Origin of the sequence: Pseudomonas sp. SL4(2022), assembly GCF_026625725.1 — a bacterium.
GTDB lineage: Bacteria > Pseudomonadota > Gammaproteobacteria > Pseudomonadales > Pseudomonadaceae > Aquipseudomonas.
The window spans coordinates 765,981-787,687 of sequence record NZ_CP113060.1 but is presented as its reverse complement, the minus strand read 5'-3'; the positions used below and the strand labels follow the sequence as shown (position 1 = coordinate 787,687).

Annotated in this window: 22 protein-coding genes and 1 pseudogene; 14 read left to right on the top strand and 9 right to left on the bottom strand. The window is 58.8% G+C overall.

Translation table 11 applies throughout. From position 1 onward, the window contains the following. Positions 1–69: 69 nt before the first annotated feature. Genes lptB through OU997_RS03730 form a run of 5 tightly spaced genes read right to left on the bottom strand, consistent with a single transcriptional unit; the run spans position 70 to position 3,417 of the window. Complete coding sequence (gene lptB / locus OU997_RS03750) at positions 70–795, bottom strand: LPS export ABC transporter ATP-binding protein (RefSeq protein ID WP_108488231.1); 726 nt, start codon at positions 793–795, stop codon at positions 70–72. 2 nt (positions 796–797) lie between these two features. Further along, the gene (lptA, locus tag OU997_RS03745; protein ID WP_267809087.1) at positions 798–1,340 is read right to left on the bottom strand and encodes a lipopolysaccharide transport periplasmic protein LptA; all 543 of its coding nucleotides are present in this window, start codon (positions 1,338–1,340) and stop codon (positions 798–800) included. Continuing rightward, a complete protein-coding gene (lptC, locus tag OU997_RS03740) occupies positions 1,327–1,896 on the bottom strand; it encodes an LPS export ABC transporter periplasmic protein LptC (protein WP_108488233.1) in 570 nt (189 codons plus the stop codon). Before lptC ends, lptA begins: the two co-directional genes overlap by 14 nt. A 7-nt stretch (positions 1,897–1,903) precedes the next feature. Next, positions 1,904–2,443, bottom strand: a complete 540-nt coding sequence (gene kdsC / locus OU997_RS03735; protein WP_267809086.1) for a 3-deoxy-manno-octulosonate-8-phosphatase KdsC — start codon at positions 2,441–2,443, stop codon at positions 1,904–1,906. Next, the gene (locus tag OU997_RS03730) at positions 2,443–3,417 is read right to left on the bottom strand and encodes a KpsF/GutQ family sugar-phosphate isomerase (RefSeq protein WP_108488235.1); all 975 of its coding nucleotides are present in this window, start codon (positions 3,415–3,417) and stop codon (positions 2,443–2,445) included. Before OU997_RS03730 ends, kdsC begins: the two co-directional genes overlap by 1 nt. Before the next feature lie 232 nt (positions 3,418–3,649). On the opposite strand from OU997_RS03730, the pseudogene OU997_RS03725 reads away from it, so the two are divergent. The 10 genes and pseudogenes from OU997_RS03725 to hisC form a co-directional block, all read left to right on the top strand. Beyond that, a pseudogene (locus OU997_RS03725) lies at positions 3,650–4,450 on the top strand (ATP-binding cassette domain-containing protein); the annotation flags it as partial. Positions 4,451–4,457: 7 nt separating this feature from the next. After that, the gene (gene mlaE / locus OU997_RS03720; protein ID WP_108488237.1) at positions 4,458–5,255 is read left to right on the top strand and encodes a lipid asymmetry maintenance ABC transporter permease subunit MlaE; all 798 of its coding nucleotides are present in this window, start codon (positions 4,458–4,460) and stop codon (positions 5,253–5,255) included. Beyond that, positions 5,255–5,728: an outer membrane lipid asymmetry maintenance protein MlaD gene (mlaD, locus tag OU997_RS03715; protein ID WP_108488238.1), complete on the top strand. Its 474-nt coding sequence runs from the start codon at positions 5,255–5,257 to the stop codon at positions 5,726–5,728. Before mlaE ends, mlaD begins: the two co-directional genes overlap by 1 nt. A 12-nt stretch (positions 5,729–5,740) precedes the next feature. Beyond that, the gene (locus OU997_RS03710) at positions 5,741–6,373 is read left to right on the top strand and encodes an MlaC/ttg2D family ABC transporter substrate-binding protein (protein ID WP_108488239.1); all 633 of its coding nucleotides are present in this window, start codon (positions 5,741–5,743) and stop codon (positions 6,371–6,373) included. Next, entirely contained in the window at positions 6,370–6,678 is a 309-nt protein-coding gene (locus OU997_RS03705; protein WP_108488240.1) for an STAS domain-containing protein, read from the top strand. Before OU997_RS03710 ends, OU997_RS03705 begins: the two co-directional genes overlap by 4 nt. Before the next feature lie 121 nt (positions 6,679–6,799). Further along, entirely contained in the window at positions 6,800–7,039 is a 240-nt protein-coding gene (locus OU997_RS03700; protein WP_090255487.1) for a BolA family protein, read from the top strand. 12 nt (positions 7,040–7,051) lie between these two features. Further along, entirely contained in the window at positions 7,052–8,317 is a 1,266-nt protein-coding gene (gene murA, locus OU997_RS03695) for a UDP-N-acetylglucosamine 1-carboxyvinyltransferase (protein ID WP_267809083.1), read from the top strand. Between the two features lie 4 nt (positions 8,318–8,321). Continuing rightward, on the top strand, positions 8,322–8,957 hold the full coding sequence (hisG, locus tag OU997_RS03690) for an ATP phosphoribosyltransferase (protein ID WP_090255484.1): 636 nt from the start codon (positions 8,322–8,324) through the stop codon (positions 8,955–8,957). Between the two features lie 121 nt (positions 8,958–9,078). Then, complete coding sequence (gene hisD, locus OU997_RS03685; protein WP_267809079.1) at positions 9,079–10,389, top strand: histidinol dehydrogenase; 1,311 nt, start codon at positions 9,079–9,081, stop codon at positions 10,387–10,389. Positions 10,390–10,449: 60 nt separating this feature from the next. Continuing rightward, positions 10,450–11,502 (top strand): histidinol-phosphate transaminase, encoded by a 1,053-nt coding sequence (hisC, locus tag OU997_RS03680; RefSeq protein ID WP_267809078.1) that lies wholly within the window; start codon positions 10,450–10,452, stop codon positions 11,500–11,502. Positions 11,503–11,568: 66 nt separating this feature from the next. On the opposite strand, the gene OU997_RS03675 is transcribed toward hisC, so the two are convergent. The 3 genes from OU997_RS03675 to algW form a co-directional block, all read right to left on the bottom strand. Next, positions 11,569–12,297: a DUF4198 domain-containing protein gene (locus tag OU997_RS03675; protein ID WP_267809062.1), complete on the bottom strand. Its 729-nt coding sequence runs from the start codon at positions 12,295–12,297 to the stop codon at positions 11,569–11,571. A gap of 18 nt (positions 12,298–12,315) precedes the next feature. After that, positions 12,316–14,322 carry a TonB-dependent siderophore receptor gene (locus tag OU997_RS03670; protein WP_420713269.1) on the bottom strand — a complete coding sequence of 669 codons (2,007 nt, stop codon included), beginning with the start codon at positions 14,320–14,322 and terminating at the stop codon, positions 12,316–12,318. Between the two features lie 174 nt (positions 14,323–14,496). Further along, a complete protein-coding gene (algW, locus tag OU997_RS03665) occupies positions 14,497–15,639 on the bottom strand; it encodes a Do family serine endopeptidase AlgW (RefSeq protein WP_108487939.1) in 1,143 nt (380 codons plus the stop codon). Between the two features lie 111 nt (positions 15,640–15,750). Here algW and OU997_RS03660 point away from each other — a divergent pair, with 111 nt between their 5' ends. From OU997_RS03660 to OU997_RS03645, 4 genes are all read left to right on the top strand, one after another. Then, positions 15,751–16,509: a Nif3-like dinuclear metal center hexameric protein gene (locus OU997_RS03660; RefSeq protein ID WP_267809058.1), complete on the top strand. Its 759-nt coding sequence runs from the start codon at positions 15,751–15,753 to the stop codon at positions 16,507–16,509. Between the two features lie 142 nt (positions 16,510–16,651). Next, positions 16,652–17,569, top strand: coding sequence for a sulfate adenylyltransferase subunit CysD (gene cysD / locus OU997_RS03655; RefSeq protein WP_108487941.1), 918 nt, complete (start codon positions 16,652–16,654; stop codon positions 17,567–17,569). Position 17,570: 1 nt separating this feature from the next. Continuing rightward, positions 17,571–19,469 (top strand): sulfate adenylyltransferase subunit CysN, encoded by a 1,899-nt coding sequence (gene cysN, locus OU997_RS03650; protein WP_267809055.1) that lies wholly within the window; start codon positions 17,571–17,573, stop codon positions 19,467–19,469. 677 nt (positions 19,470–20,146) lie between these two features. After that, a complete protein-coding gene (locus OU997_RS03645; protein WP_267809053.1) occupies positions 20,147–20,653 on the top strand; it encodes a DUF2808 domain-containing protein in 507 nt (168 codons plus the stop codon). Positions 20,654–21,213: 560 nt separating this feature from the next. Here OU997_RS03645 and OU997_RS03640 read toward each other — a convergent pair. Continuing rightward, positions 21,214–21,651, bottom strand: a complete 438-nt coding sequence (locus tag OU997_RS03640; protein ID WP_267809051.1) for a YhcB family protein — start codon at positions 21,649–21,651, stop codon at positions 21,214–21,216. Positions 21,652–21,707: the final 56 nt, after the last annotated feature.

The following is a 21,707-nucleotide window of genomic DNA, read 5'->3' as shown; positions in this document are numbered from 1 at the left end:
GCAAATTATATGCCTGACTTTTGGGGTTTTGCCTAGTCTTGGCTGCCGCAGGCCCGAGAAAAGCTGTGGTTACAGCTTGAACTCATGGCCTAGGTACACTTCTTTTACTGTCTGGTTGGCCAGGATTGCCTCTGCATCCCCTTCGGCGATCAGTTGACCGTCGTTGACGATATAGGCGGTTTCACAGATATCCAGTGTCTCACGCACGTTGTGGTCGGTGATCAGTACGCCGATGCCTTTGGCCTTGAGGTGGTGGATGATCTGTTTGATATCACCCACGGAAATCGGGTCGACACCGGCGAAGGGTTCGTCAAGCAGGATGAATTTTGGGTTGGTGGCTAGGGCGCGAGCGATTTCCACCCGGCGGCGCTCTCCCCCAGACAAACTCATGCCCAGGTTGTCGCGAATGTGGGTGATGTGGAACTCCTGCAATAGCCCCTCGAGCGCTTGTTGGCGCGCGCTGCTGTTGAGATCCTTGCGGGTTTCCAGGATGGCCATGATGTTGTCGGCCACGCTGAGTTTACGAAAGATCGAGGCTTCTTGGGGAAGGTAGCCAATTCCGGCGCGGGCGCGGCCATGCATGGGCTGATGGCTGACGTCGAGATCGTCGATCATCACGCGGCCCTGATCGGCCTGGACCAAACCGACGATCATGTAGAAACAGGTGGTCTTGCCGGCCCCATTGGGGCCAAGCAGGCCGACGATCTGCCCGCTGTCGATGTTCAGGCTGACGTCGCGCACGACCTGGCGGCCTTTGTAACTCTTGGCCAGGTGTTGGGCTTTCAATGTGGCCATTATTACTGCGCCTGTTGGTCGGCTGGTTTGTTCTTCGGCTGGATCACCATGTCGATGCGCGGACGTGGCGCAGTCACATTGGTGCCTGTGGCGCGGCCGGCGTTAACGATCTGGCGCTGGGTGTCATAGACGATTTTCTCGCCTTCGAAGGTGTTGCCTTCCTGAATCACCTTGGCTTGGTCGATCAGTACCACGCGCTCGTTGGCCATGAAGTACTGGATAGTCAGGCCGTAGGCCTTGACGATCTGCTTGTCGGCTGACGGCAGTTGTTCGTAATAGGCGGGCTGGCCGACGGAGGTAAATACCTCAACATCGCCTTGGGCACTCTGAGTAATGGTCACGGTGTCGCCGGTAACCTTCATGGTGCCTTGGGTGATGACTACGTCGCCGCGATAGACGGCCACGCCTTGTTTGTCATCGAGCTCGGCGCTGTCAGCCTGAATGCGAATCGGTTGTTCGCGGTCGGATGGCAAGGCCCAGGCGCTGGCGCTTCCAAGTGCCGCACTGAGGCTAAGTAGTAGGGGGAGGGTGTTAACGAGCCTCATGCTGACCTCTTACGTTGGACAGCAGGAGCATCCTGCCGTCATTCATGTACGCTTTCATTCCTTGTGCCGTGGTCACCCCATTGGCCGTGTCGATTCTAACGGCTTGCTGGGTCTGCGCATATTCCTTCTCGGGGAATACGGTCAGACGGCTGGTGGTGAGAATGGTCGGGCGACCTTTGGCGTCGGTGCGCTCGACACGCACCTTGTCGATCAGTTCGACCTCGACTCCGCCTGGTGAGACTTCGCCGCGTTCACTGCTGATTTTCCAGGGAAGTTCGCTGCCGCGAAACAGATTCATGTTCGGGGTTGTCATCAGGGTGATGTCACTGGCCTTGATGTGCTCGACCTTGTCGGCTGTCAGTTCGTAGTGCAGTTTGCCGTCAGCCTGGTACTGCACGGTATAGGTATTGTTGGCGTAGAAGTCGATGGCATTGTCGGTCGCCGTTGTTTGTGTCTGCTGGTTGAAACTATCTGGGTTGAGATTCCAGTAGCCGAGGGCTGCTACCAGCAGGGCTGCGCAGGCGAACAGCAGAACGTTGAGCGATTTACGGGGCATGGTTGGCCTATAGATAAGCGGCTTGAGCGGCTTCAAGGGTGCCTTGGGCGCGCATGATCAGTTCGCAGAACTCGCGTGCGGCCCCTTCACCGCCGCGGGCTTGGGTGATGCCATGGGCGTGTTGGCGGACAAAACCATTAGCGCTGGCAACGGCCATTCCCAGGCCGACACGGCGCATAACGGGGAGATCCGGCAGATCGTCACCCAGGTAGGCGACCTGGTCGTAGGTCAGGCCCAGTTCGCTGAGCAGTTCATCCAGCACCACCAGTTTGTCTTCGCGGCCCTGGTAAAGGTGTTGAATCCCGAGGTTTTGTGCGCGGCGCTCAACTACAGGGGTCTTGCGGCCGCTGATGATGGCGGTGTGGACGCCGGAGTTGATCAGCATCTTGATGCCGTGGCCGTCGAGGGTGTTGAAAGTCTTGAATTCGCTGCCGTCCACCAGGAAGTACAGTTTGCCGTCAGTCAGTACGCCGTCGACATCAAAGACTGCCAGTTTGATCGTCTGGGCGCGCTGCGTCAGTTCGGTATTTATCACGTCAGTGCTCATTACATCACTCCAGCGCGTAGCAAATCGTGCATGTTGAGCGCGCCAATTGGCTGATCCTGCTCATCCACCACGACCAGGGCGTTGATCTTGTGGTCTTCCATGATTTTCAGGGCTTCTGCTGCCAGCATGTGCGCCCGAGCAGTCTTGCCGTGACGGGTCATGACCTCGTCAATGGTCGCCTGGCGTACATCAATGCTGCGATCCAGGGTGCGGCGTAGATCGCCGTCGGTGAAAACGCCTGCCAGGCGGCCATCAGCCTCGGTTACTACGGTCATGCCCAGGCCTTTCTGGGTCATTTCCAATAGTGCGTCACGCAGTGAGGTGCCACGGCTAACCTGGGGCAGGTTGTTGCCGGTGTGCATCACGTTTTCTACCTTGAGCAGTAGGCGGCGGCCCAGGGCGCCACCTGGGTGGGAGAATGCGAAATCTTCGGCAGTGAAGCCGCGCGCCTCCAGAAGGGCGATGGCCAATGCGTCGCCAAGAACCAGCGAGGCTGTTGTGGAGGACGTCGGGGCCAGATTCAGTGGGCAGGCTTCCTGAGTGACGCGGGCGTCCAGATTGACTTCGGCAGCCTTGGCCAAAGGGGAGTCGGGATTGCCTGTCATGCTGATCAGGGTGATGCCCAGGCGTTTGATCAGTGGCAGCAGGGTGACGATTTCGGCTGTGGAGCCGGAGTTGGAGAGGGCCAGTACCACGTCGTCGCGGGTAATCATACCCATGTCGCCGTGGCTCGCCTCGGCGGGATGTACGAAAAAAGCCGTGGTGCCTGTGCTGGCCAGGGTGGCTGCAATCTTGTTGCCCACATGACCGGACTTACCCATCCCGACCACGACTACGCGGCCCTTACTGCCAAGAATCAGTTGGCAGGCGCGTACGAAGTCACCGTTGATGCGCTGCAGCAGGTCCTGTATCGCCTCAATTTCCAAGCGGATAGTGCGCTGCGCGGACTGAATCAGTTCGGTTGGCTGGCTCATTGAATCTCTGGGGCTGGGAGTAAAGCTGCCGATTATAACGGTAAAGGGGCGTCTGCCCAGTCTTTACCGTTGCAGGGCTGTGAGGCGCTTATCTTCCGCAACAAGTTCAATCTTGGGTGGCGTTGACCCTGGTGGTATAGTTCGCGCCCCATTTTCGGTACGTTCGACGATCAGTAGTGTCCTTTGTTCAGGGCGGTACGTCAGTCAGGCACGCGTTGAGCAAGGAGTCCAGATGAGCGCCGAGAGTCCGTACGCAGTTGAGCTGAAGCGTGTGAGCTTCAAGCGCGGCGAGCGGGATATTTTCAAAAGTGTCGATATTCAAATCCCGCGCGGCAAAGTGACCGGCATTATGGGGCCGTCTGGCTGCGGCAAGACCACCTTGTTGCGCCTGATCGCTGCTGAGCTCAAGCCCAGTGAGGGCGAGGTCTGGGTCAATGGTGTGAATTTACCGGGCTTGTCGCGTAGCGAGCTGTTTGACATGCGCAAGCAGATGGGTGTGCTGTTTCAGAGTGGTGCGCTGTTTACTGATCTGGATGTCTTCGAGAACGTCGCCTTTCCGCTGCGGGTGCATACCCAGCTGCCGGAAGAGATGATTCGCGACATCGTGCTGATGAAATTGCAGGCGGTGGGTCTGCGTGGTGCGCTGGACTTGATGCCTGACGAGCTTTCGGGTGGCATGAAGCGTCGTGTGGCGCTGGCACGGGCTATTGCTCTTGATCCGCAAATACTCATGTATGACGAACCGTTCGTCGGCCAGGACCCGATTGCCATGGGCGTGTTGGTGCGTCTTATTCGCCTGCTCAACGATGCACTAGGCATCACCAGTATCGTGGTGTCCCATGATCTGGCAGAAACCGCCAGCATCGCTGACTACATCTATGTAGTGGGGGATACCCAGGTGTTGGGGCAGGGCACGCCGGCTGAACTGATGGCTTCGGATAACCCGCGCGTGCGCCAGTTCATGCAAGGCACGCCAGATGGGCCGGTGCCCTTTCATTTTCCTGCGGCCAATTACCGCGACGACCTGCTGGGGGGCGCTGATGCGCAAGACGTCTGTGCTCGAGCGGGTGCGCCTGTTCGGTCGCGCTGGTATCGACGTGGTCGCTACATTGGGCCGCTCGGGGATTTTCCTGCTGCGCGCCTTGCTGGGGCGTGGTGCTACGGGCAACAGTTTTCAGTTGCTGATCAAACAGCTGTATTCGGTTGGGGTGATGTCCCTGGCCATTATTGTCGTATCGGGCATCTTTATCGGCATGGTGCTGTCGCTGCAGGGGTTCAGCATTTTGGCCAAGTATGGTTCTGAGCAGGCGGTGGGGCAGATGGTTGCCTTGACGTTGCTGCGTGAGCTGGGGCCGGTGGTGACCGCATTGCTGTTCGCTGGTCGTGCCGGCTCGGCGCTGACAGCGGAAATTGGCAACATGAAATCCACCGAGCAGTTGTCCAGTCTGGCGATGATCGGCGTGGATCCGCTCAAATACATTGTCGCTCCGCGTCTGTGGGCGGGGTTTATCTCAATGCCGCTGCTGGCGATGATCTTCAGCGTGGTCGGCATCTGGGGTGGGGCAATGGTCGCCGTCGACTGGCTCGGGGTCTATGAGGGCTCGTTCTGGGCCAATATGCAGAGCAGTGTTTCGTTTCGTGAAGATGTGCTCAATGGTGTGATCAAGAGCATGGTTTTCGCGTTTGTCGTGACCTGGATCGCCGTGTTCCAAGGGTATGACTGTGAGCCGACTTCGGAAGGGATTAGTCGTGCCACCACCAAGACGGTGGTGTACGCCTCGCTCGCCGTATTGGGGCTGGACTTCATTCTGACCGCTTTGATGTTTGGAGATTTTTGATGCAGAACCGCGCGCTGGAAGTGGGTGTCGGCTTGTTCCTGTTGGCCGGGTTGTTGGCCTTGTTGCTACTGGCCTTGCGCGTCAGCGGCCTGGCGGTGGGCAGCAGCGATAATACGTATAAGGTCTATGCGCACTTTGACAACATTGCCGGTCTGACTGTGAGGTCCAAGGTGACCATGGCGGGCGTCACGATTGGCAAGGTTACGGCCATTGATCTGGACCGTAACAGCTACATGGGGCGCGTCACCATGCAGTTGGATGATGCGGTGGACAATCTGCCGGCAGATTCCACCGCCTCGATTCTCACCGCCGGTCTGCTGGGTGAGAAATACATCGGAATTAGTGTGGGTGGTGAAGAGGAGGTGCTGCGTGAAGGCAGCACCATCCACGACACGCAGTCATCGCTGGTGCTGGAAGACCTGATTGGCAAGTTCCTGCTCAATTCGGTCAATAAAGACCAGGCCAACAAGTAAGAGGTATTGAAGATGCTCAGAACACTGCGAAACGGCTTGCTGGTTACCCTGGCTTTACTGTCCTGCTCGTTGCAGGCGGCGCCGGCAGCCCATGAGGTGGTGCAGCAGACCACCAGCACCCTGTTGGCTGACCTTAAAGCCAATAAAGAGCGTTACCGTACGGATCCAGGGGCGTTCTACAACGCACTGGACAGCATTCTCGGTCCGGTTGTGGATGTGGATGGGATTTCTCGCGGGGTGATGACCGTGCGCTATTCGCGTCAGGCATCGCCCGAGCAGATGCAGCGCTTTCAGGAAAACTTCAAGCGCAGCCTGATGCAGTTCTATGGCAACGCCCTGCTCGAATACAACAATCAGGATATCCGCGTACTGCCGGTGAGTGGTCAGCAGGATCCTGAGCGCACCTCGGTCAACATGGAAATCAAGGACGGTAATGGCACGGTGTATCCGCTGTCCTACACCATGGTCAGTCAGGACGGTGCCTGGAAAATGCGCAACGTGGTCATCAATGGCATCAACGTCGGTAAGTTGTTCCGCGACCAGTTTGCCCAGGCCATGCAGGACAATCGTAATGACTTGGACAAGGTGATCGACAACTGGGCCGAGACCGTTGCCAAGGCGCGGCAAGGGGCCAATGCCTCGTGAGTCAGGCGAATATCACTGAGGCTGCGCCCGGAGTTCTGCAACTGGTTGGCGTGCTGGATTACCTGAGTGCTCCAGCCTTACGCGAGCAGGGCGGAAGGCTGCTCAAGGCCAGTCAGGCCGCTGACTGCGTGATCGATTGCAGCGGTGTGGAAAAATCCAGCAGCGTCGGTGTGTCGCTGCTGTTGGCTTTTATGCGTGACGCCAGTGCCCACAGCAAGACGCTGAGCGTGCGTAACCTGCCCAACGATATGCGCGAAATCGCCAGTGTCTGCGGTTTGCTGGAAATTCTTCCGCTGCAAGCCTGATCACGGCTTCGGTCGGCGGCTGATAATGCGGGGTTCGCAGGCGGGGGGCTTTTTTGTATGATGCTCGACCCGCGAGCGTCAGCTCGGCAATCGTTAATTCATGCATTGATCGAGGTTGAGCATGCAAGCCTTAGAAGTAAAGAGTCTCCTTGAGGCTAAATTGCCGGATACCCAAGTGGAAGTCGAAGGCGAAGGCTGCAACTTTCAGCTGAACCTGATCAGTGACGAGCTGGCGGCCCTCAGCCCGGTCAAGCGCCAGCAACAGATTTACGCTCACCTCAACGCTTGGATCGCTGATGGCAGCATCCACGCCGTGAGTATGAAATTCTTCAGCCGTGCCGATTGGGCCGCGCGCTCCTAAACCGAGAGAATCATGGACAAACTGATTATTACCGGCGGTGTGCGCCTCGATGGCGAAATCCGCATTTCCGGGGCCAAGAACTCTGCCCTGCCGATTCTCGCCGCCACCCTGCTCGGTGACGCGCCGGTCACCATCTGCAATCTGCCGCACCTGCATGACATCACCACCATGATCGAACTGTTCGGTCGTATGGGGATCGAGCCGATCATCGACGAGAAGCTCAGCGTCGAAGTTGACGCGCGGGCGATCAAGACCCTGGTTGCACCCTATGAGCTGGTGAAAACCATGCGCGCCTCGATCCTGGTGCTCGGCCCGATGGTCGCGCGCTTCGGTTATGCCGAAGTGGCCCTGCCGGGTGGTTGCGCCATTGGCTCGCGTCCGGTCGATCTGCACATCCGTGGCCTGGAGGCCATGGGCGCGATCATTGATGTCGAAGCCGGCTACATCAAGGCCAAGGCCCCAGAAGGTGGCCTGCGTGGCGCGCACTTCTTCTTTGATACCGTCAGCGTGACCGGTACCGAAAACATCATGATGGCCGCGAGCCTGGCCAAGGGCCGCAGCGTGCTGGAAAACGCCGCTCGCGAGCCGGAAGTGGTTGACCTGGCCAACTGCCTGATTGCTATGGGCGCGAAAATCAGCGGTGCCGGCACGGATACCATCACTATCGATGGCGTTGAGCGCCTGCACGGTGCCCGTTTCAGCGTGATGCCTGACCGTATCGAAACCGGCACCTACCTGGTGGCGGCAGCGGCGACCGGTGGTCGGGTCAAGGTCAAGGACACCGATCCGACTACCCTGGAAGCAGTGCTGTCCAAGCTGCAGGAAGCCGGGGCGGAAATTACCTGTGGCAACGACTGGATCGAGCTGAACATGCACGGCAAACGGCCGAAAGCCGTCAACCTGCGCACCGCTCCGTACCCGGCGTTCCCCACCGACATGCAGGCACAGTTTATCGCCCTCAATGCGATTGCTGAGGGCACCGGCACGGTGATTGAAACCGTATTTGAAAACCGCTTTATGCACGTGCATGAAATGATCCGCATGGGGGCGCAGATCCAGGTTGAAGGCAACACCGCCATCGTCACTGGCGTTGAACCCCTCAAGGGCGCGCCTGTAATGGCCACCGACCTGCGTGCATCCGCCAGCCTGGTGATTTCGGCGCTGGTCGCCGAAGGTGACACCCTGATCGACCGCATCTACCACATTGACCGTGGTTACGAGTGCATCGAAGAGAAGCTGCAGCTGCTGGGGGCGAAGATTCGCCGCGTGCCGGGCTAAGACCATGCTGACCATTGCTCTTTCCAAAGGCCGGATTCTCGATGACACCCTGCCGCTGCTGGCCGCGGCGGGCATTGAACCGACCGAGAATCCGGATAAAAGTCGCAAGCTGATCATCCCCACCACCCTGGATGATGTACGCCTGCTGATCGTGCGTGCCACCGATGTGCCGACCTATGTTGAACACGGTGCGGCCGATCTCGGTGTGGCTGGCAAGGACGTGCTGATGGAATACGGTGGCCAGGGCCTGTACGAGCCGCTGGACCTGCGGATTGCCCAATGCAAGCTGATGACCGCCGGTGCTGTTGGCGCGCCCGAGCCGAAAGGCCGTCTGCGGGTAGCCACCAAGTTCGTCAATGTGGCCAAACGGTATTACGCCGAGCAGGGCCGCCAGGTCGACATCATCAAGCTGTATGGTTCGATGGAGTTGGCACCGCTGGTGGGGCTGGCCGACAAGATCATTGACGTGGTCGACACCGGCAACACCCTGCGCGCCAATGGTCTGGAAGCTCAGGAGTTGATCGCCATGATCAGCTCGCGGCTGATTGTCAACAAGGCGTCGATGAAGATGCAGCACGCGCGCATTCAGGCGTTGATCGACACCCTGCGCGATGCGGTTGAAGCGCGACATCCACGCTGAGTCTGATGGCCGTCCTGTGCGGCCTAGCCTATCCGCGTTATAGCCAAAATTCTCAGGTGCCCGCGCGGAGTGGTTGTTACTCTACGGGCGCTTGAGCATTTGCCAATCTAAGAGGCCCGCTATGACCGCTCCTATCGCTATTCGCCGACTCAATGCTGCTGACCAGGACTTTGCCCAGCATCTGGATCATCTGCTGAGCTGGGAAAGTGTCTCGGACGACGCGGTCAACCAGCGCGTGCTGGACATCATTAAAGTCGTGCGTGAGCGTGGCGATGCGGCGCTGGTCGAGTTCACCAAGCAGTTCGATGGGCTGGATGTCGCCTCGATGGCCGATCTGATCCTGCCGCGCGAGCGCCTGGAGCTGGCCCTGACCCGCATCACCGCCGAGCAGCGCAGCGCCCTGGAAAAGGCCGCCGAGCGCGTGCGCCTGTACCACGAGCGCCAGCGTCAGGACTCTTGGACCTACACCGAGGCCGACGGCACGGTGCTGGGGCAGAAAGTCACCCCGCTGGACCGCGCCGGCCTGTATGTGCCGGGCGGCAAAGCCTCCTACCCGTCTTCGGTGTTGATGAACGCCATTCCGGCCAAAGTCGCCGGCGTGCCGGAAGTGGTGATGGTGGTGCCGACCCCGCGTGGCGAGATCAATGAGATCGTTCTGGCTGCCGCCTGCATTGCCGGCGTTGATCGCGTGTTCACCATCGGCGGTGCGCAAGCCGTGGCCGCCTTGGCCTATGGCACCGAAAGCGTGCCTCCGGTGGACAAGATCGTCGGCCCGGGCAATATCTATGTCGCCACCGCCAAGCGCCACGTGTTCGGCAAGGTCGGTATCGACATGATCGCCGGACCGTCGGAAATTCTCGTGGTGTGTGACGGCCAGACCGATCCAGACTGGATCGCCATGGACCTGTTTTCCCAGGCCGAACACGATGAAGACGCGCAGTCGATTCTGGTGAGCCCAGATGCCGCCTTCCTTGATCGCGTCGCCGAAAGCATCGCCAGATTGCTGCCGACTCTGGAGCGTGAAACCATTGCGCGCACTTCACTGGAAGGCCGTGGCGCACTGATTCAGGTGGCCGACATGGCCCAGGCCATTGAGGTGGCCAACCGTATTGCGCCGGAGCACCTGGAGTTGTCGGTGGCGAACCCCGACGAGTACCTGCCGCTGATTCGTCACGCCGGTGCGATCTTTATGGGCCGCTACACCGCCGAGGCCCTGGGTGACTACTGCGCCGGCCCTAACCATGTGCTGCCGACCTCTGGCACAGCGCGCTATTCCTCGCCGCTGGGGGTGTATGACTTCCAGAAGCGCTCGTCGATCATTCATTGTTCGGCCGAGGGTGCGTCGGAGTTGGGTAAGGTCGCCAGCGTGCTGGCCCGTGGCGAGTCGCTGACCGCCCATGCCCGCAGCGCTGAATACCGCATCAAGAACTGAGTTTTCAGGGCGCGCCGCGCGCGCCTCACCCCAGAATCGAATTCGAGGAGAGAAGGGCAGATGAGCAAATTCTGGAGCCCCTTCGTCAAAGACCTGGTGCCTTATGTGCCGGGTGAGCAGCCGAAACTGGCCAAGCTGGTCAAGCTCAACACCAATGAAAACCCCTATGGCCCGTCGCCCAAGGCGATCGCCGCCATGCAGGCTGAGCTTAACGACAACCTGCGCCTGTACCCGGACCCCAATAGCGATCGCCTGAAGCAGGCAGTGGCCGATTATTACGGTGTGCAGACGGCTCAGGTGTTTGTCGGCAATGGTTCCGACGAGGTGCTGGCGCACGCTTTTCACGGCCTGTTCCAGCACGGCCAACCGCTGCTGTTTCCGGATATCAGCTACAGCTTCTATCCGGTGTATTGCGGCCTGTATGGCATCGACTTCGTGCAGGTGCCGCTGGACGAACAATTCCAGATTCGTGTGGAAGATTATGCTCGGCCCAACGGCGGCATTATTTTTCCCAACCCGAACGCACCGACCGGCTGTCCTCTGGCGCTGGCTGCCATCGAGCGCATGCTCCAGGCCAACCCGGATACCGTGCTGCTGGTAGACGAGGCCTATATCGATTTTGGCGGCGAGACGGCGATCAGTCTGGTGGATAAATACCCCAACCTGCTGGTTAGCCAGACGTTATCCAAGTCGCGCTCGCTGGCCGGGTTGCGGGTCGGTATCGCGGTCGGTCATCCTGACCTGATCGAAGCCTTGGAACGCATCAAGAACAGCTTCAACTCCTACCCGCTGGACCGTATGGCGATTGCCGGCGCGGCGGCGGCATTTGAGGACAAGGCGTACTTCAAGCAAACCTGCCAGCGGGTGATCGACAGCCGTGAGGCGGTGGTGGCAGGGCTGGAGCAGCTGGGCTTTGAGGTGCTGCCGTCGGCGGCGAACTTCGTGTTCGCCCGTCATCCGGGCAAAGATGCGGCCACCCTGGCGGCCGGCCTGCGCGAGCAGGGCGTGATCGTGCGTCACTTCAAGCAACAGCGGATTGCCCAGTTCCTGCGCATCACCATCGGCACGCTGGAGCAGAACCAGGCGCTGCTGGATGCCCTGCAAGGTCTGTAATTCGGTGCCATAAAAAAGCCGGAGCAGTGCTCCGGCTTTTTATTGCCTGTGATTTTTCAGTATGGGTTATTCGTGGTGCGCCTGGCCGAGGAAGGTCAGCGAGGTAAACAGGCCGCGCGTCTCGATATCCTTGTCGCCTTTGACGGGTAGGTCGATGGACGCGCTGATGATATTCAGCCCTTCGTTGCGTACCAGTACCTGGGCGCGGCCGTCGGCATCGGTGGTGGCGCTGACCTGGTGCGGCGCGCCACGGTAGTCACCGACCAGTTCGACCCCCTCAGCCGGCTGGCCATCCACCAGCACCCGCACCGCCAGCGGCTTGCCGGGGCCGACCTTGAGTGGGTCGACTTCCGGCAGGATAACCATCTTCAATTGATCCAGCTTCGGCAACGTGGCGCCTTCCTGGTAAATCGCCAGGCTGTACTTGAACGTGTGCAGCGACTCGGTCGAGTTCGGCACTTTGCTGCGGCCCTGATTGATCCACTGCTTGTCCGGGGTCAGTGACCAGGCGCCGTTATCCAGGGCTACGCCGAGCACCGCCGGGGTTTTCAGCGGTTGCAGGCGGGCGTGATCCTCAAGACGCTGAACGGTGACCGGGATCATCTTGCCGGCGCGGTCATAGGCCCAAGCGCCGCTGATCTTCTCGGCCTTGAAGGCGTTGTCCTCGGCACCGTGGCCGTAGATGGTTTCGATATGGCCGCGGCGTTGTTCGGTCCACAAACCGTGGGCCTGAGCTTGCCCGGCAAGCAGGGCGGCGAATAACACAGTGAGCAGGGCGGGTTTGGCAGTGCGCATACGGGTGTTCCTTGCGGGTTAGAGATTGAGGGTCAGGCTGAGGCTGAGGTTGCGTGGGTCACCGGGCATGACCCAGGCGCTGTTGAACGCGCGTTCGTAGTACTCGCGGTCGAACAGGTTGTTGAGGTTCAGGCCGACGCTTAGGTCCTCGCTGGCCTGATAGCGCGCGAGCAGGTCGACGGTGCTGTAGGCCGGTAATTCGAAGTCGCTGCCGGCTTGCCCCGAGCGATCCCCTACATAGTGGAAGGCGGCACCGATGTCCGAGCCGCGTAGGCCACCTTCCTGAAACTGATAGACCGTCATCAGGCTGCCACTGTGGCGGGCGACGCCGAGCAGCTGGCTGCCGACCGGCAGGCTGTTGTCTTCGGTCACTTCAGCATCGATAAAGGCGTAGGCGCCGATGATGCGCACGGCATCGCTGAGCTGGCCGCTGAACTGCATGTCCAGACCCTGGCTGCGCGCCTTGCCAGCGGCGATGCTGTTGCCGGGATTGGCCGGGTCGGCGGTCAGCACGTTTTCCTTGTCGATATGAAACAACGCGAGTGTCGCGCCCAGGCGGCTGTCGAGCAGGTCGAGCTTCAGCCCAGTTTCATAGCCCAGGCCCTTCTCCGGCTTGAACACCGTGCCCTGGCTGCTGATGCTGTTGGGCTTGAACGAGGTGGAGGCGTTGGCGAACACCCCGATCTGCGGCGTCAGTTGATAGAGCAGCCCTGCGCGCGCGGTGGCGACATCCTTGTTCTGCTCATTGCTGACCCGCGTGCTGCGGTTCAGTGCGGCCTGCTCGAAGCGCTCGAAGCGTGCGCCGATCAGGCCACTCAGGCGTTCGCTGAAGCTGATCTGATCCTGCAGGTTGAGGGCATAGCTCTCGGTGTGTTCGAAGAAATCGTTGGGATTGACGATGGCGGGCTTGGTCTGGCCGTACTGCGGTTGGTGGATGTTCTGGCCGTAGCCCAGGGTGGTCGCGCTTTGCGGGTACTTCTGGCTGTTGCGGTAGTTCTCGTACTCCAGGCCAGCGAGGGTCTGGTGCTGCCAGCTGCCGAGGTCGAAGCTGCCGTGCAGCTCGGCCTGGGTGATGCTGTCGTTCCATTCGAAGCTGCGCTGGCGATAGAAGCGCGTCAGGGTGTCGCCAACCAGGCGTGACGGCTCGGAGCTGTTGCCCTGCAGGCGACCCTGGGCGTAGTGGTTGGCCAGGCGCAGCTTCCAGCTGTCATTGAGGTGGCGCTCCAGGCTGACCTGCAGCATCTGGTTGTCGTTGCGGATGGTGCCGTCGTTCGGCTCGCCCATAAACGTGGAATCTTTCACCGCGCCCATGCGGTTGTTCACCGCCGGTATGCCACGGTCGAACACCGATTCGGTACGGCTGAACTCGCTCTCGACCAGTAGCAGGGTGTCGGCATCCAGCTGCCAGCTCAGCGACGGGCTGACGATCTGCCGTTCACTGCCGACATGGTCGCGAAAGCTCTGGTTGTCCTCGATCGCCAGGTTGACCCGTGACAGCAGGGTAGCGTCGTCATTCAGCGGGGTGTTGACGTCCAGGCTGCTGCGGTAGCGGTCCCAACTCCCGGCGCTGGCCTTGAGTTGGCTGAAAGCCTCGGCCTGCGGCTTCTTGCTGACGATATTGATCATGCCGCCTGGGTCGCCACGGCCATACAGGCTGGCGGCCGGGCCTTTGAGCACCTCAATACGTTCGATACCGGAGGCGTCCGGCGAGCTGTAGCTGCCGCGGTTGATGGCGAAGCCGTTCTTGTACAGCTCACCAGTGGTGAAACCGCGCACGCTGTAATTGAGGAAGGTCAGGCCGCCGAAATTGTTTTGCCTGGATACTCCGCCAGCAAAATCCAGGGCGCGGTCGATGCGCGGGGTGCCCAGGTCATCGAGCACCTGTGCCGGCACCACGCTGATGCTTTGCGCGATCTGCTCAATCGGCGTATCAGTGCGAGTCGCACTGGCCGAACGGGTGGCGCGATAACCCTGTACAGGGCCATCCGCCCGTTCCTGGCGTGCGGTGACGGTGGTGGCGGACAGCTCGACGGGGTTTTCTGCTGCTGCGGCAAAAGCGCTGGGGGTGATCAGGCAGGCAAGCAAAGCGTGGGTGGCGCGCAAGAGGTAATATCCTTCTACTGTATTAAATGTAATAACATAACATTAAAGTTGAGAGGAATTATCGATTGCGTTGTGCAAATTGAAAAAGAGTGAGAATTAGCTGCCGTTGACGGGCGGCCTAACGCCGATTTCTGCGGTCAGTTGCAGCGGTTTGCCGTTGCGCAGGATGTCGATGCGGATCTTCTCGCCGGGTTTGGCGCGGGCTACCTGGTTCATCGAGCGGCGGCCATCACCAGCGGCTTCACCGTCGATGCTGAGGATCAGGTCGCCGGGCTGTAGGCCGGCTTTCTGCGCCGGGCCATTACGGTAGATGCCGGCCACAACGATACCGGGCCGTCCGTCCAGCCCAAAGGATTCCGCCAGTTCCGGCGTCAACGGTTGCACCTCGATCCCCAGCCAGCCGCGAATCACCTGGCCGTGTTCGATGATTGCTTGCATCACTTCCATCGCCAGTTTTACCGGGATGGCAAAGCCGATGCCTTGTGATCCGCCGGACTTGGAGAAAATCGCGGTGTTGATGCCTACCAGGTTGCCGTAGGCATCCACCAGTGCGCCGCCGGAGTTGCCAGGGTTGATCGCCGCGTCGGTCTGGATGAAATCTTCGTAGGTGTTGAGGCCCAGCTGGTTGCGCCCGGTGGCGCTGATGATGCCCATGGTCACGGTCTGGCCGACGCCGAAGGGGTTGCCGATGGCCAGGGTCACATCGCCGATGCGGATATTGTCGGAGCGCCCGAGGATGATAAACGGCAGATCCTGCAGATCGATTTTCAGCACCGCGAGATCAGTCTCCGGGTCGCTGCCAATGATGCGAGCCAGGGTTTCACGCCCATCTTTCAGGGCCACGACGATCTGATCAGCACCCGCGACCACATGATTGTTGGTCAGCAGGTAGCCTTCCGGGCTCATGATTACTGCCGAGCCCAGGCTCGACTCCATGCGCCGTTGCTTGGGCAGGTTGTCACCGAAGAACTTGCGGAACTGCGGGTCCTCGAACAGTGGATGCGCCGGCTTGTTGACGAACTTGGTGGTGTACAGGTTAGCGACGGCCGGTGAGGCCAGGTTTACCGCGTCGGCGTAGGACACGGGGCCTTCCTGCATGCGGCTGTAGAACGGTGCCTGGCGCACGTGCACGTCCTGCCCCGGCAAACCGACCCACTGGGGGAAATACTGCATGATCAGCAGTGCCGACAGCACACCGACCAGCAGGGGCCAGCCGAGGAAACGCAGGGCCTTGAACATCGATCCAATCCTGAGGGTTGCCGGGGGCAGGTGCGCCCCTTAAGGTGCGCCATTATAGAGAGGTGGCTGCGAATAAAGCAGCGCCCGCACACCTGTTGATAAGGAAACCCTATGGCCATTGCCCTGGCGACCCTAGTGGAAGAAGCCGACCGCTACCTCAACGCGGCGCGAATCAGTGATTACTGCCCCAATGGCCTGCAGGTCGAGGGCCGGCCGCAGGTACGGCGCATCGTCAGTGGCGTGACCGCCAGCCAGGCGCTGGTCGATGCGGCCGTCGAGGCCGAAGCTGATGTGCTGTTGGTGCACCACGGCTATTTCTGGAAGGGCGAAAACCCCTGTGTCACCGGAATGAAGCGCCGCCGCCTACAGACCCTGCTGGCCAACGACATCAGCCTGCTGGCCTATCACCTGCCGCTGGATGTGCACCCCGACGTGGGCAACAACGTGCAGCTGGCCGCGCAGCTCGGTATTACCGTGGAAGGCCCGCTGGAGCCGGAAAATCCACGCACCGTCGGCCTGATCGGCTCCCTGGCTGAGGCCATGAGTCCGCGCGATTTCGCCCGCCATGTGCATCAGGTGCTGGGCCGTGAGCCGCTGCTGGTTGAGGGCGATGAAATGATTCGTCGAGTCGGTTGGTGCACGGGCGGTGGTCAGGGTTATATCGATCAGGCGATTGCCGCTGGGGTTGATCTGTACCTGACCGGTGAAGCCTCTGAACAGACTTTCCACAGCGCCCGGGAAAACGGCATCAGCTTTATCGCCGCCGGTCATCACGCCACCGAGCGTTATGGGGTGCAGGCGCTGGGTGATTATCTGGCGCGGCGCTTTGCCATTGAGCATCTTTTTATCGATTGCCCCAACCCAATCTGAGGCGCAATTACGGCCTTTCCTGTAGGTATAAAGCTAGATCGTTTCGATCTAACCGGGCTCCTGAATAGAAGAGGGTGCTGTGCTAGAGTGCGCCCTCGTCCACGGCCCGCCGGCCCAAATACATCGCATTTCGTGAGTAGCCATGCTCGATAAACTGACCCACCTGAAACAGCTGGAGGCGGAAAGTATCCACATCATTCGTGAAGTGGCCGCCGAATTCGATAACCCGGTGATGCTCTACTCCATCGGCAAAGACTCCGCCGTGATGCTGCACTTGGCCCGCAAGGCATTCTTCCCCGGCAAACTGCCGTTCCCGGTGTTGCACGTCGACACACGCTGGAAGTTTCAAGAGATGTATCGCTTCCGCGAGAAGATGGTCAACGAGTATGGTCTGGATCTGATCACCCACATCAACCCCGATGGTGTGGCGCAGGACATGAACCCCTTCACCTACGGCAGTGCCAAGCACACCGACGTGATGAAGACCGAGGGTCTCAAGCAGGCGCTTAACAAGTACGGCTTTGACGCCGCCTTCGGTGGCGCGCGCCGTGACGAAGAAAAGTCCCGCGCTAAAGAGCGTGTGTATTCCTTCCGCGACAGCAAGCACCGCTGGGACCCGAAGAACCAGCGCCCTGAACTGTGGAACGTGTACAACGGTAAGGTCAAGAAGGGTGAATCGATCCGTGTGTTCCCGCTGTCCAACTGGACTGAGCTGGACATCTGGCAGTACATCTATCTGGAGCAAATCCCGATCGTGCCGCTGTACTTCGCTGCCGAGCGTGAAGTGATCGAGAAGAATGGCACCCTGATCATGATCGACGACGAGCGCATCCTCGAGCACCTCTCGGACGAAGAGAAAGCCCGCATCACCAAGAAGATGGTGCGTTTCCGCACCCTCGGCTGCTACCCGCTGACCGGCGCGGTGGAGTCCACAGCCACCAGCCTCACTGACATCATCCAGGAAATGCTCCTGACCCGTACTTCCGAGCGCCAGGGTCGCGTTATTGACCACGATGCCGCCGGCTCGATGGAAGAGAAAAAACGTCAGGGGTACTTTTAATATGTCGCACCAATCCGATCTGATCAGCGAAGACATCCTCGCTTACCTGGCCCAGCACGAGCGTAAAGAACTGCTGCGCTTCCTCACCTGCGGCAACGTCGATGACGGCAAGAGCACCCTGATCGGGCGCCTGCTGCACGACTCCAAGATGATCTACGAAGACCATCTGGAAGCCATCAGCAAAGACTCGAAAAAAGTCGGCACCACCGGTGACGACATCGACCTGGCGTTGTTGGTCGACGGCCTGCAGGCCGAGCGTGAGCAAGGCATCACTATCGATGTGGCGTACCGCTATTTCAGCACCGCCAAGCGCAAATTCATCATTGCCGACACCCCCGGCCATGAGCAGTACACCCGCAACATGGCCACTGGCGCCTCCACCTGCGACCTGGCGATCATCCTGATCGACGCCCGTTACGGTGTGCAGACCCAGACCAAGCGCCACAGTTTTATCGCCAGCCTGCTGGGCATCAAGCACATCGTTGTGGCCATCAACAAGATGGACCTCAAGGGCTTCGATCAAGGCGTTTTCGAGCAGATCAAGGCCGACTACCTGAAGTTCGCCGAAGGTATTGCGCTCAAACCCACATCGCTGCATTTCGTGCCGATGTCGGCGCTCAAAGGCGATAACGTGGTGAACAAGAGCGAGCAGTCGCCTTGGTATGACGGCCAGTCGCTGATGGAAATTCTGGAAACCGTGGAGGTGGCCGGTGACCGTAACTTCACTGACCTGCGTTTCCCGGTGCAGTACGTCAACCGTCCGAACCTGAACTTCCGTGGCTTCGCCGGCACCCTGGCCAGCGGCATCGTGCGCAAGGGTGACGAAATCATTGCGCTTCCGTCGGGCAAGGGCAGCAAGGTCAAATCCATCGTCACCTTTGAAGGTGAACTGGAGCAGGCCGGTCCGGGCCAGGCGATCACCATCACCCTGGAAGACGAAATTGACGTCTCGCGCGGCGACATGCTGGTGCATGCCGACAGCCGCCCGCAGGTGGTCGACAGTTTCGACGCCATGCTGGTGTGGATGGCTGAAGAGCCGATGCTGCCGGGCAAGAAATACGACATCAAACGCGCCACCAGCTATGTGCCGGGTTCGATTGCCAGCATCACCCATCGGGTGGATGTGAACACCCTTGAAGAGGGCGCGGCGAGCAGCCTGCAACTCAATGAAATCGGCCAGGTACGCATCGCCCTTGACGCGCCGATTGCACTGGATGGCTACGCGCACAACCGCACCACCGGCTCGTTTATCGTCATTGACCGCCTGACCAACGGCACCGTGGGTGCCGGCATGATTATCGCCGAACCTGTTGAAGCAGGTGCGGGTGGCCATCACGGCAAGCTGGCCCATGTGTCCACCGAAGAGCGTGCCACGCGCTTCGGCCAGCGACCGGCCACCGTGCTGTTCAGCGGCCTGTCCGGCGCGGGCAAGAGCACCCTGGCCTACGCCGTGGAGCGCAAGCTGTTCGACATGGGCCGTGCGGTTTATGTGCTCGATGGCCAGAACCTGCGCCATGACCTGAACAAAGGTCTGCCGCAAGATCGCGCCGGGCGCACCGAAAACTGGCGACGCGCCGCTCATGTGGCGCGTCAGTTCAACGAAGCCGGTTTGCTGACTCTGGCCGCCTTCGTTGCTCCGGATGCCGAAGGCCGCGAGCAGGCCAAGGTGCTGATCGGTGCCGAGCGCCTGATCACTGTCTATGTGCAGGCGTCTCCGCAGGTCTGTGCTGAGCGTGATCCGCAGGGCTTGTACGCGGCGGGTGGTGACAACATCCCAGGCGAGTCCTTCCCGTACGACATCCCGCAGGGCGCTGACCTAGTGGTTGATACCCAATCCACGTCGGTGGATGACGGCGTCAAACTGGTGCTTGAACTGTTACGCAGTAAAGGTGCTATCTGATCGGCCGCCCTTAAAAAATCTGGGCAGATTTTGTGAAATCGCAGCCTGTCCCCGTTAAAAGCAAATACCCCGACTTGTCGGGGTATTTGCTTTTAACGGGGTGTTGAAAAAAGGGTTTCCCACCCCGTCAATTCCAGCTGCCAGCATGTTTATTACTCTCTTCAGGTTGTGCGGCTGTGTCGCAAAGGCTATTTGCGCTTGAGGGCTTTAAGTTGACGCAGCAAAACCCTTGCGTTGCCAAAAGTCCATTAGTTCAAGTTACTGAGCGTATGTTCGACAATAGATCATCATTTCAGGGTTGGTTTTTATGCACTGCTCCATGTGCTCAATGCCGCCTCATGGGCATGGCGTGAGGCTTTTCGGCGCTAAGCCTTAGTGCAGTGGGTTTTCAATGTACTGTACTGATGATTAGGGTGCGCCGCCTTGCAGTCGAGCTATTCTTTCCGTGGTTCTTTCCGTGGTTCTTTGCGTCGGTGCCGGTGAAAAGTTGTGAATTCAGGTTAATTAACCCTGAGGTGGCGTTAAATTGGTTTGCATCGTCTCTTTCGTGATCTACAGTTAATTTGCAGGCGAGAATTTCGGTTCATGATTTTTTGCTTTGCAATCAATGAATAATGACGTGAAGAAGAGTTGGGTTCTTCAGGCCTGTTAATTTTTTAATTACGAGGGTAAAGATAATGAGATTAGTTCCCTTTGCATTAGCAAGTATCGTACTGGCAGGGTTCGCTATAATCACTCAGGCCGCATCTAATGAGGGCATAATTAGTTTTGGTGGGTTAGATCGGTTAGGTTATAGTATCGATGGTGGTGGTGTTGGGCAGGTTGATAGTTATACCCTTAATATTTCTTCCGAAAATTTAAAGAATTTAAAGGGTGAAACTTTGTCAGTGATTAAAATCACAAGTGCCGATGGCCGCTATGATGGTGTTTTTGATCTTGGTTCAGTGAGCGTTAATGTTCAAGGCAAGCCGGTTCCTCTGGAAGCAGTTACTCCTGTTGAAGGCAGGGCTGGTATGCAGATTACTCTCGGTAGCAAAATTCCTGCGAGTTCTAATGTAGAAATTAAGATTTCTAATGTAAAGAATCCTACATCCGTAGGCGAATTTAAATTTGATGCTCATGTAGTAGGTGTGGGTAAACCGTTAAGACATTATGTTGGGAATTGGGTTCTATTGTTTGAATAAAAAAAATATGCCGGAAGTATAAATAAGGGCTGTTTAAGCAGCGGCTGTAAGGAACGAGTGGCAAAAAAAGCAGAGCTTTGTAGGCAGCAAATACAGATGCTTGTTGTGCTCAACCAGATCCGGGCACTGGCTTAGGTTTCTCCGGCAACTGATTTGGCATTCGCTGGCGTTTTGTATGGGTTGTAGCTGTGTTTCGGTATCCACCCTGTTCTCATAATTCTGTTCAATCCCAGTTAAAAACCAATGCCTCGTTTTTTCGGGGCATTTGCTTTTAACTGGGCCAGACTGCGCTTTCACTTAGTCTGGGTGGGCAATTATTTATGGCTGAGGTTCCGCGCTTCAGGGGTTCTGCCCCTCAAGCCGAAGTTTGCATCTAAGGTGCCCGGTGCATCTTCGGCTTTGGGTGGTAATCCTTGGGCATTTCATTTTTGGTCGGGGCGCTGGGGCCGTCGTTGCTTGTTGAGTGCGGACAGTAGGCTATAAGCGAACGCATTCAACAATAAAAAGCCCCGCCTAGTTTATTGCCTGTTTGTCAGCCGAAGCGGTTGAGGCCGCGGCTATTACTTGCTCTTCAAACCGTAGCTTTCATCGAGCATGCCTGGCACATCGGCGCTTTTCGGCGCGTAATCCTTGGGCATTTCATTGTTTTTTGGCGGCGTCAGGCGTTCGCGTTTTTCGCTGCTGTCATCAGCGTGCAGGGTGGCCAGCAGGCGTTGGCGAGTCAGCTCGTCGAGGGCCAGGCGGTTGGCTCCCTCGGACAGGTGCTCCTGCACGTCCTGATAGCTCTGGGTGAGCTTCTTCACCATGCTGGCGGTGGTGTTGAAGTGGCTGACCACTTCACTTTGGTAAGCGTCGAAGCGCTCCTGCATTTCATCCAGTTGGCGCTGGGTGCGGCTGGGCGCTGCATTGGGTGCCAGGCGAGCAATCAGGAAGCCAATGGCAATGCCTGCGACCAGGGTAATGGCGGGTAGCAACCAGGCGGTAAGCGTCTGTTCCACGAGTCCTTCCTCTCTAAACGGCTTTGCTTTACGTTAACGGCTCGAACCTGCGCTGT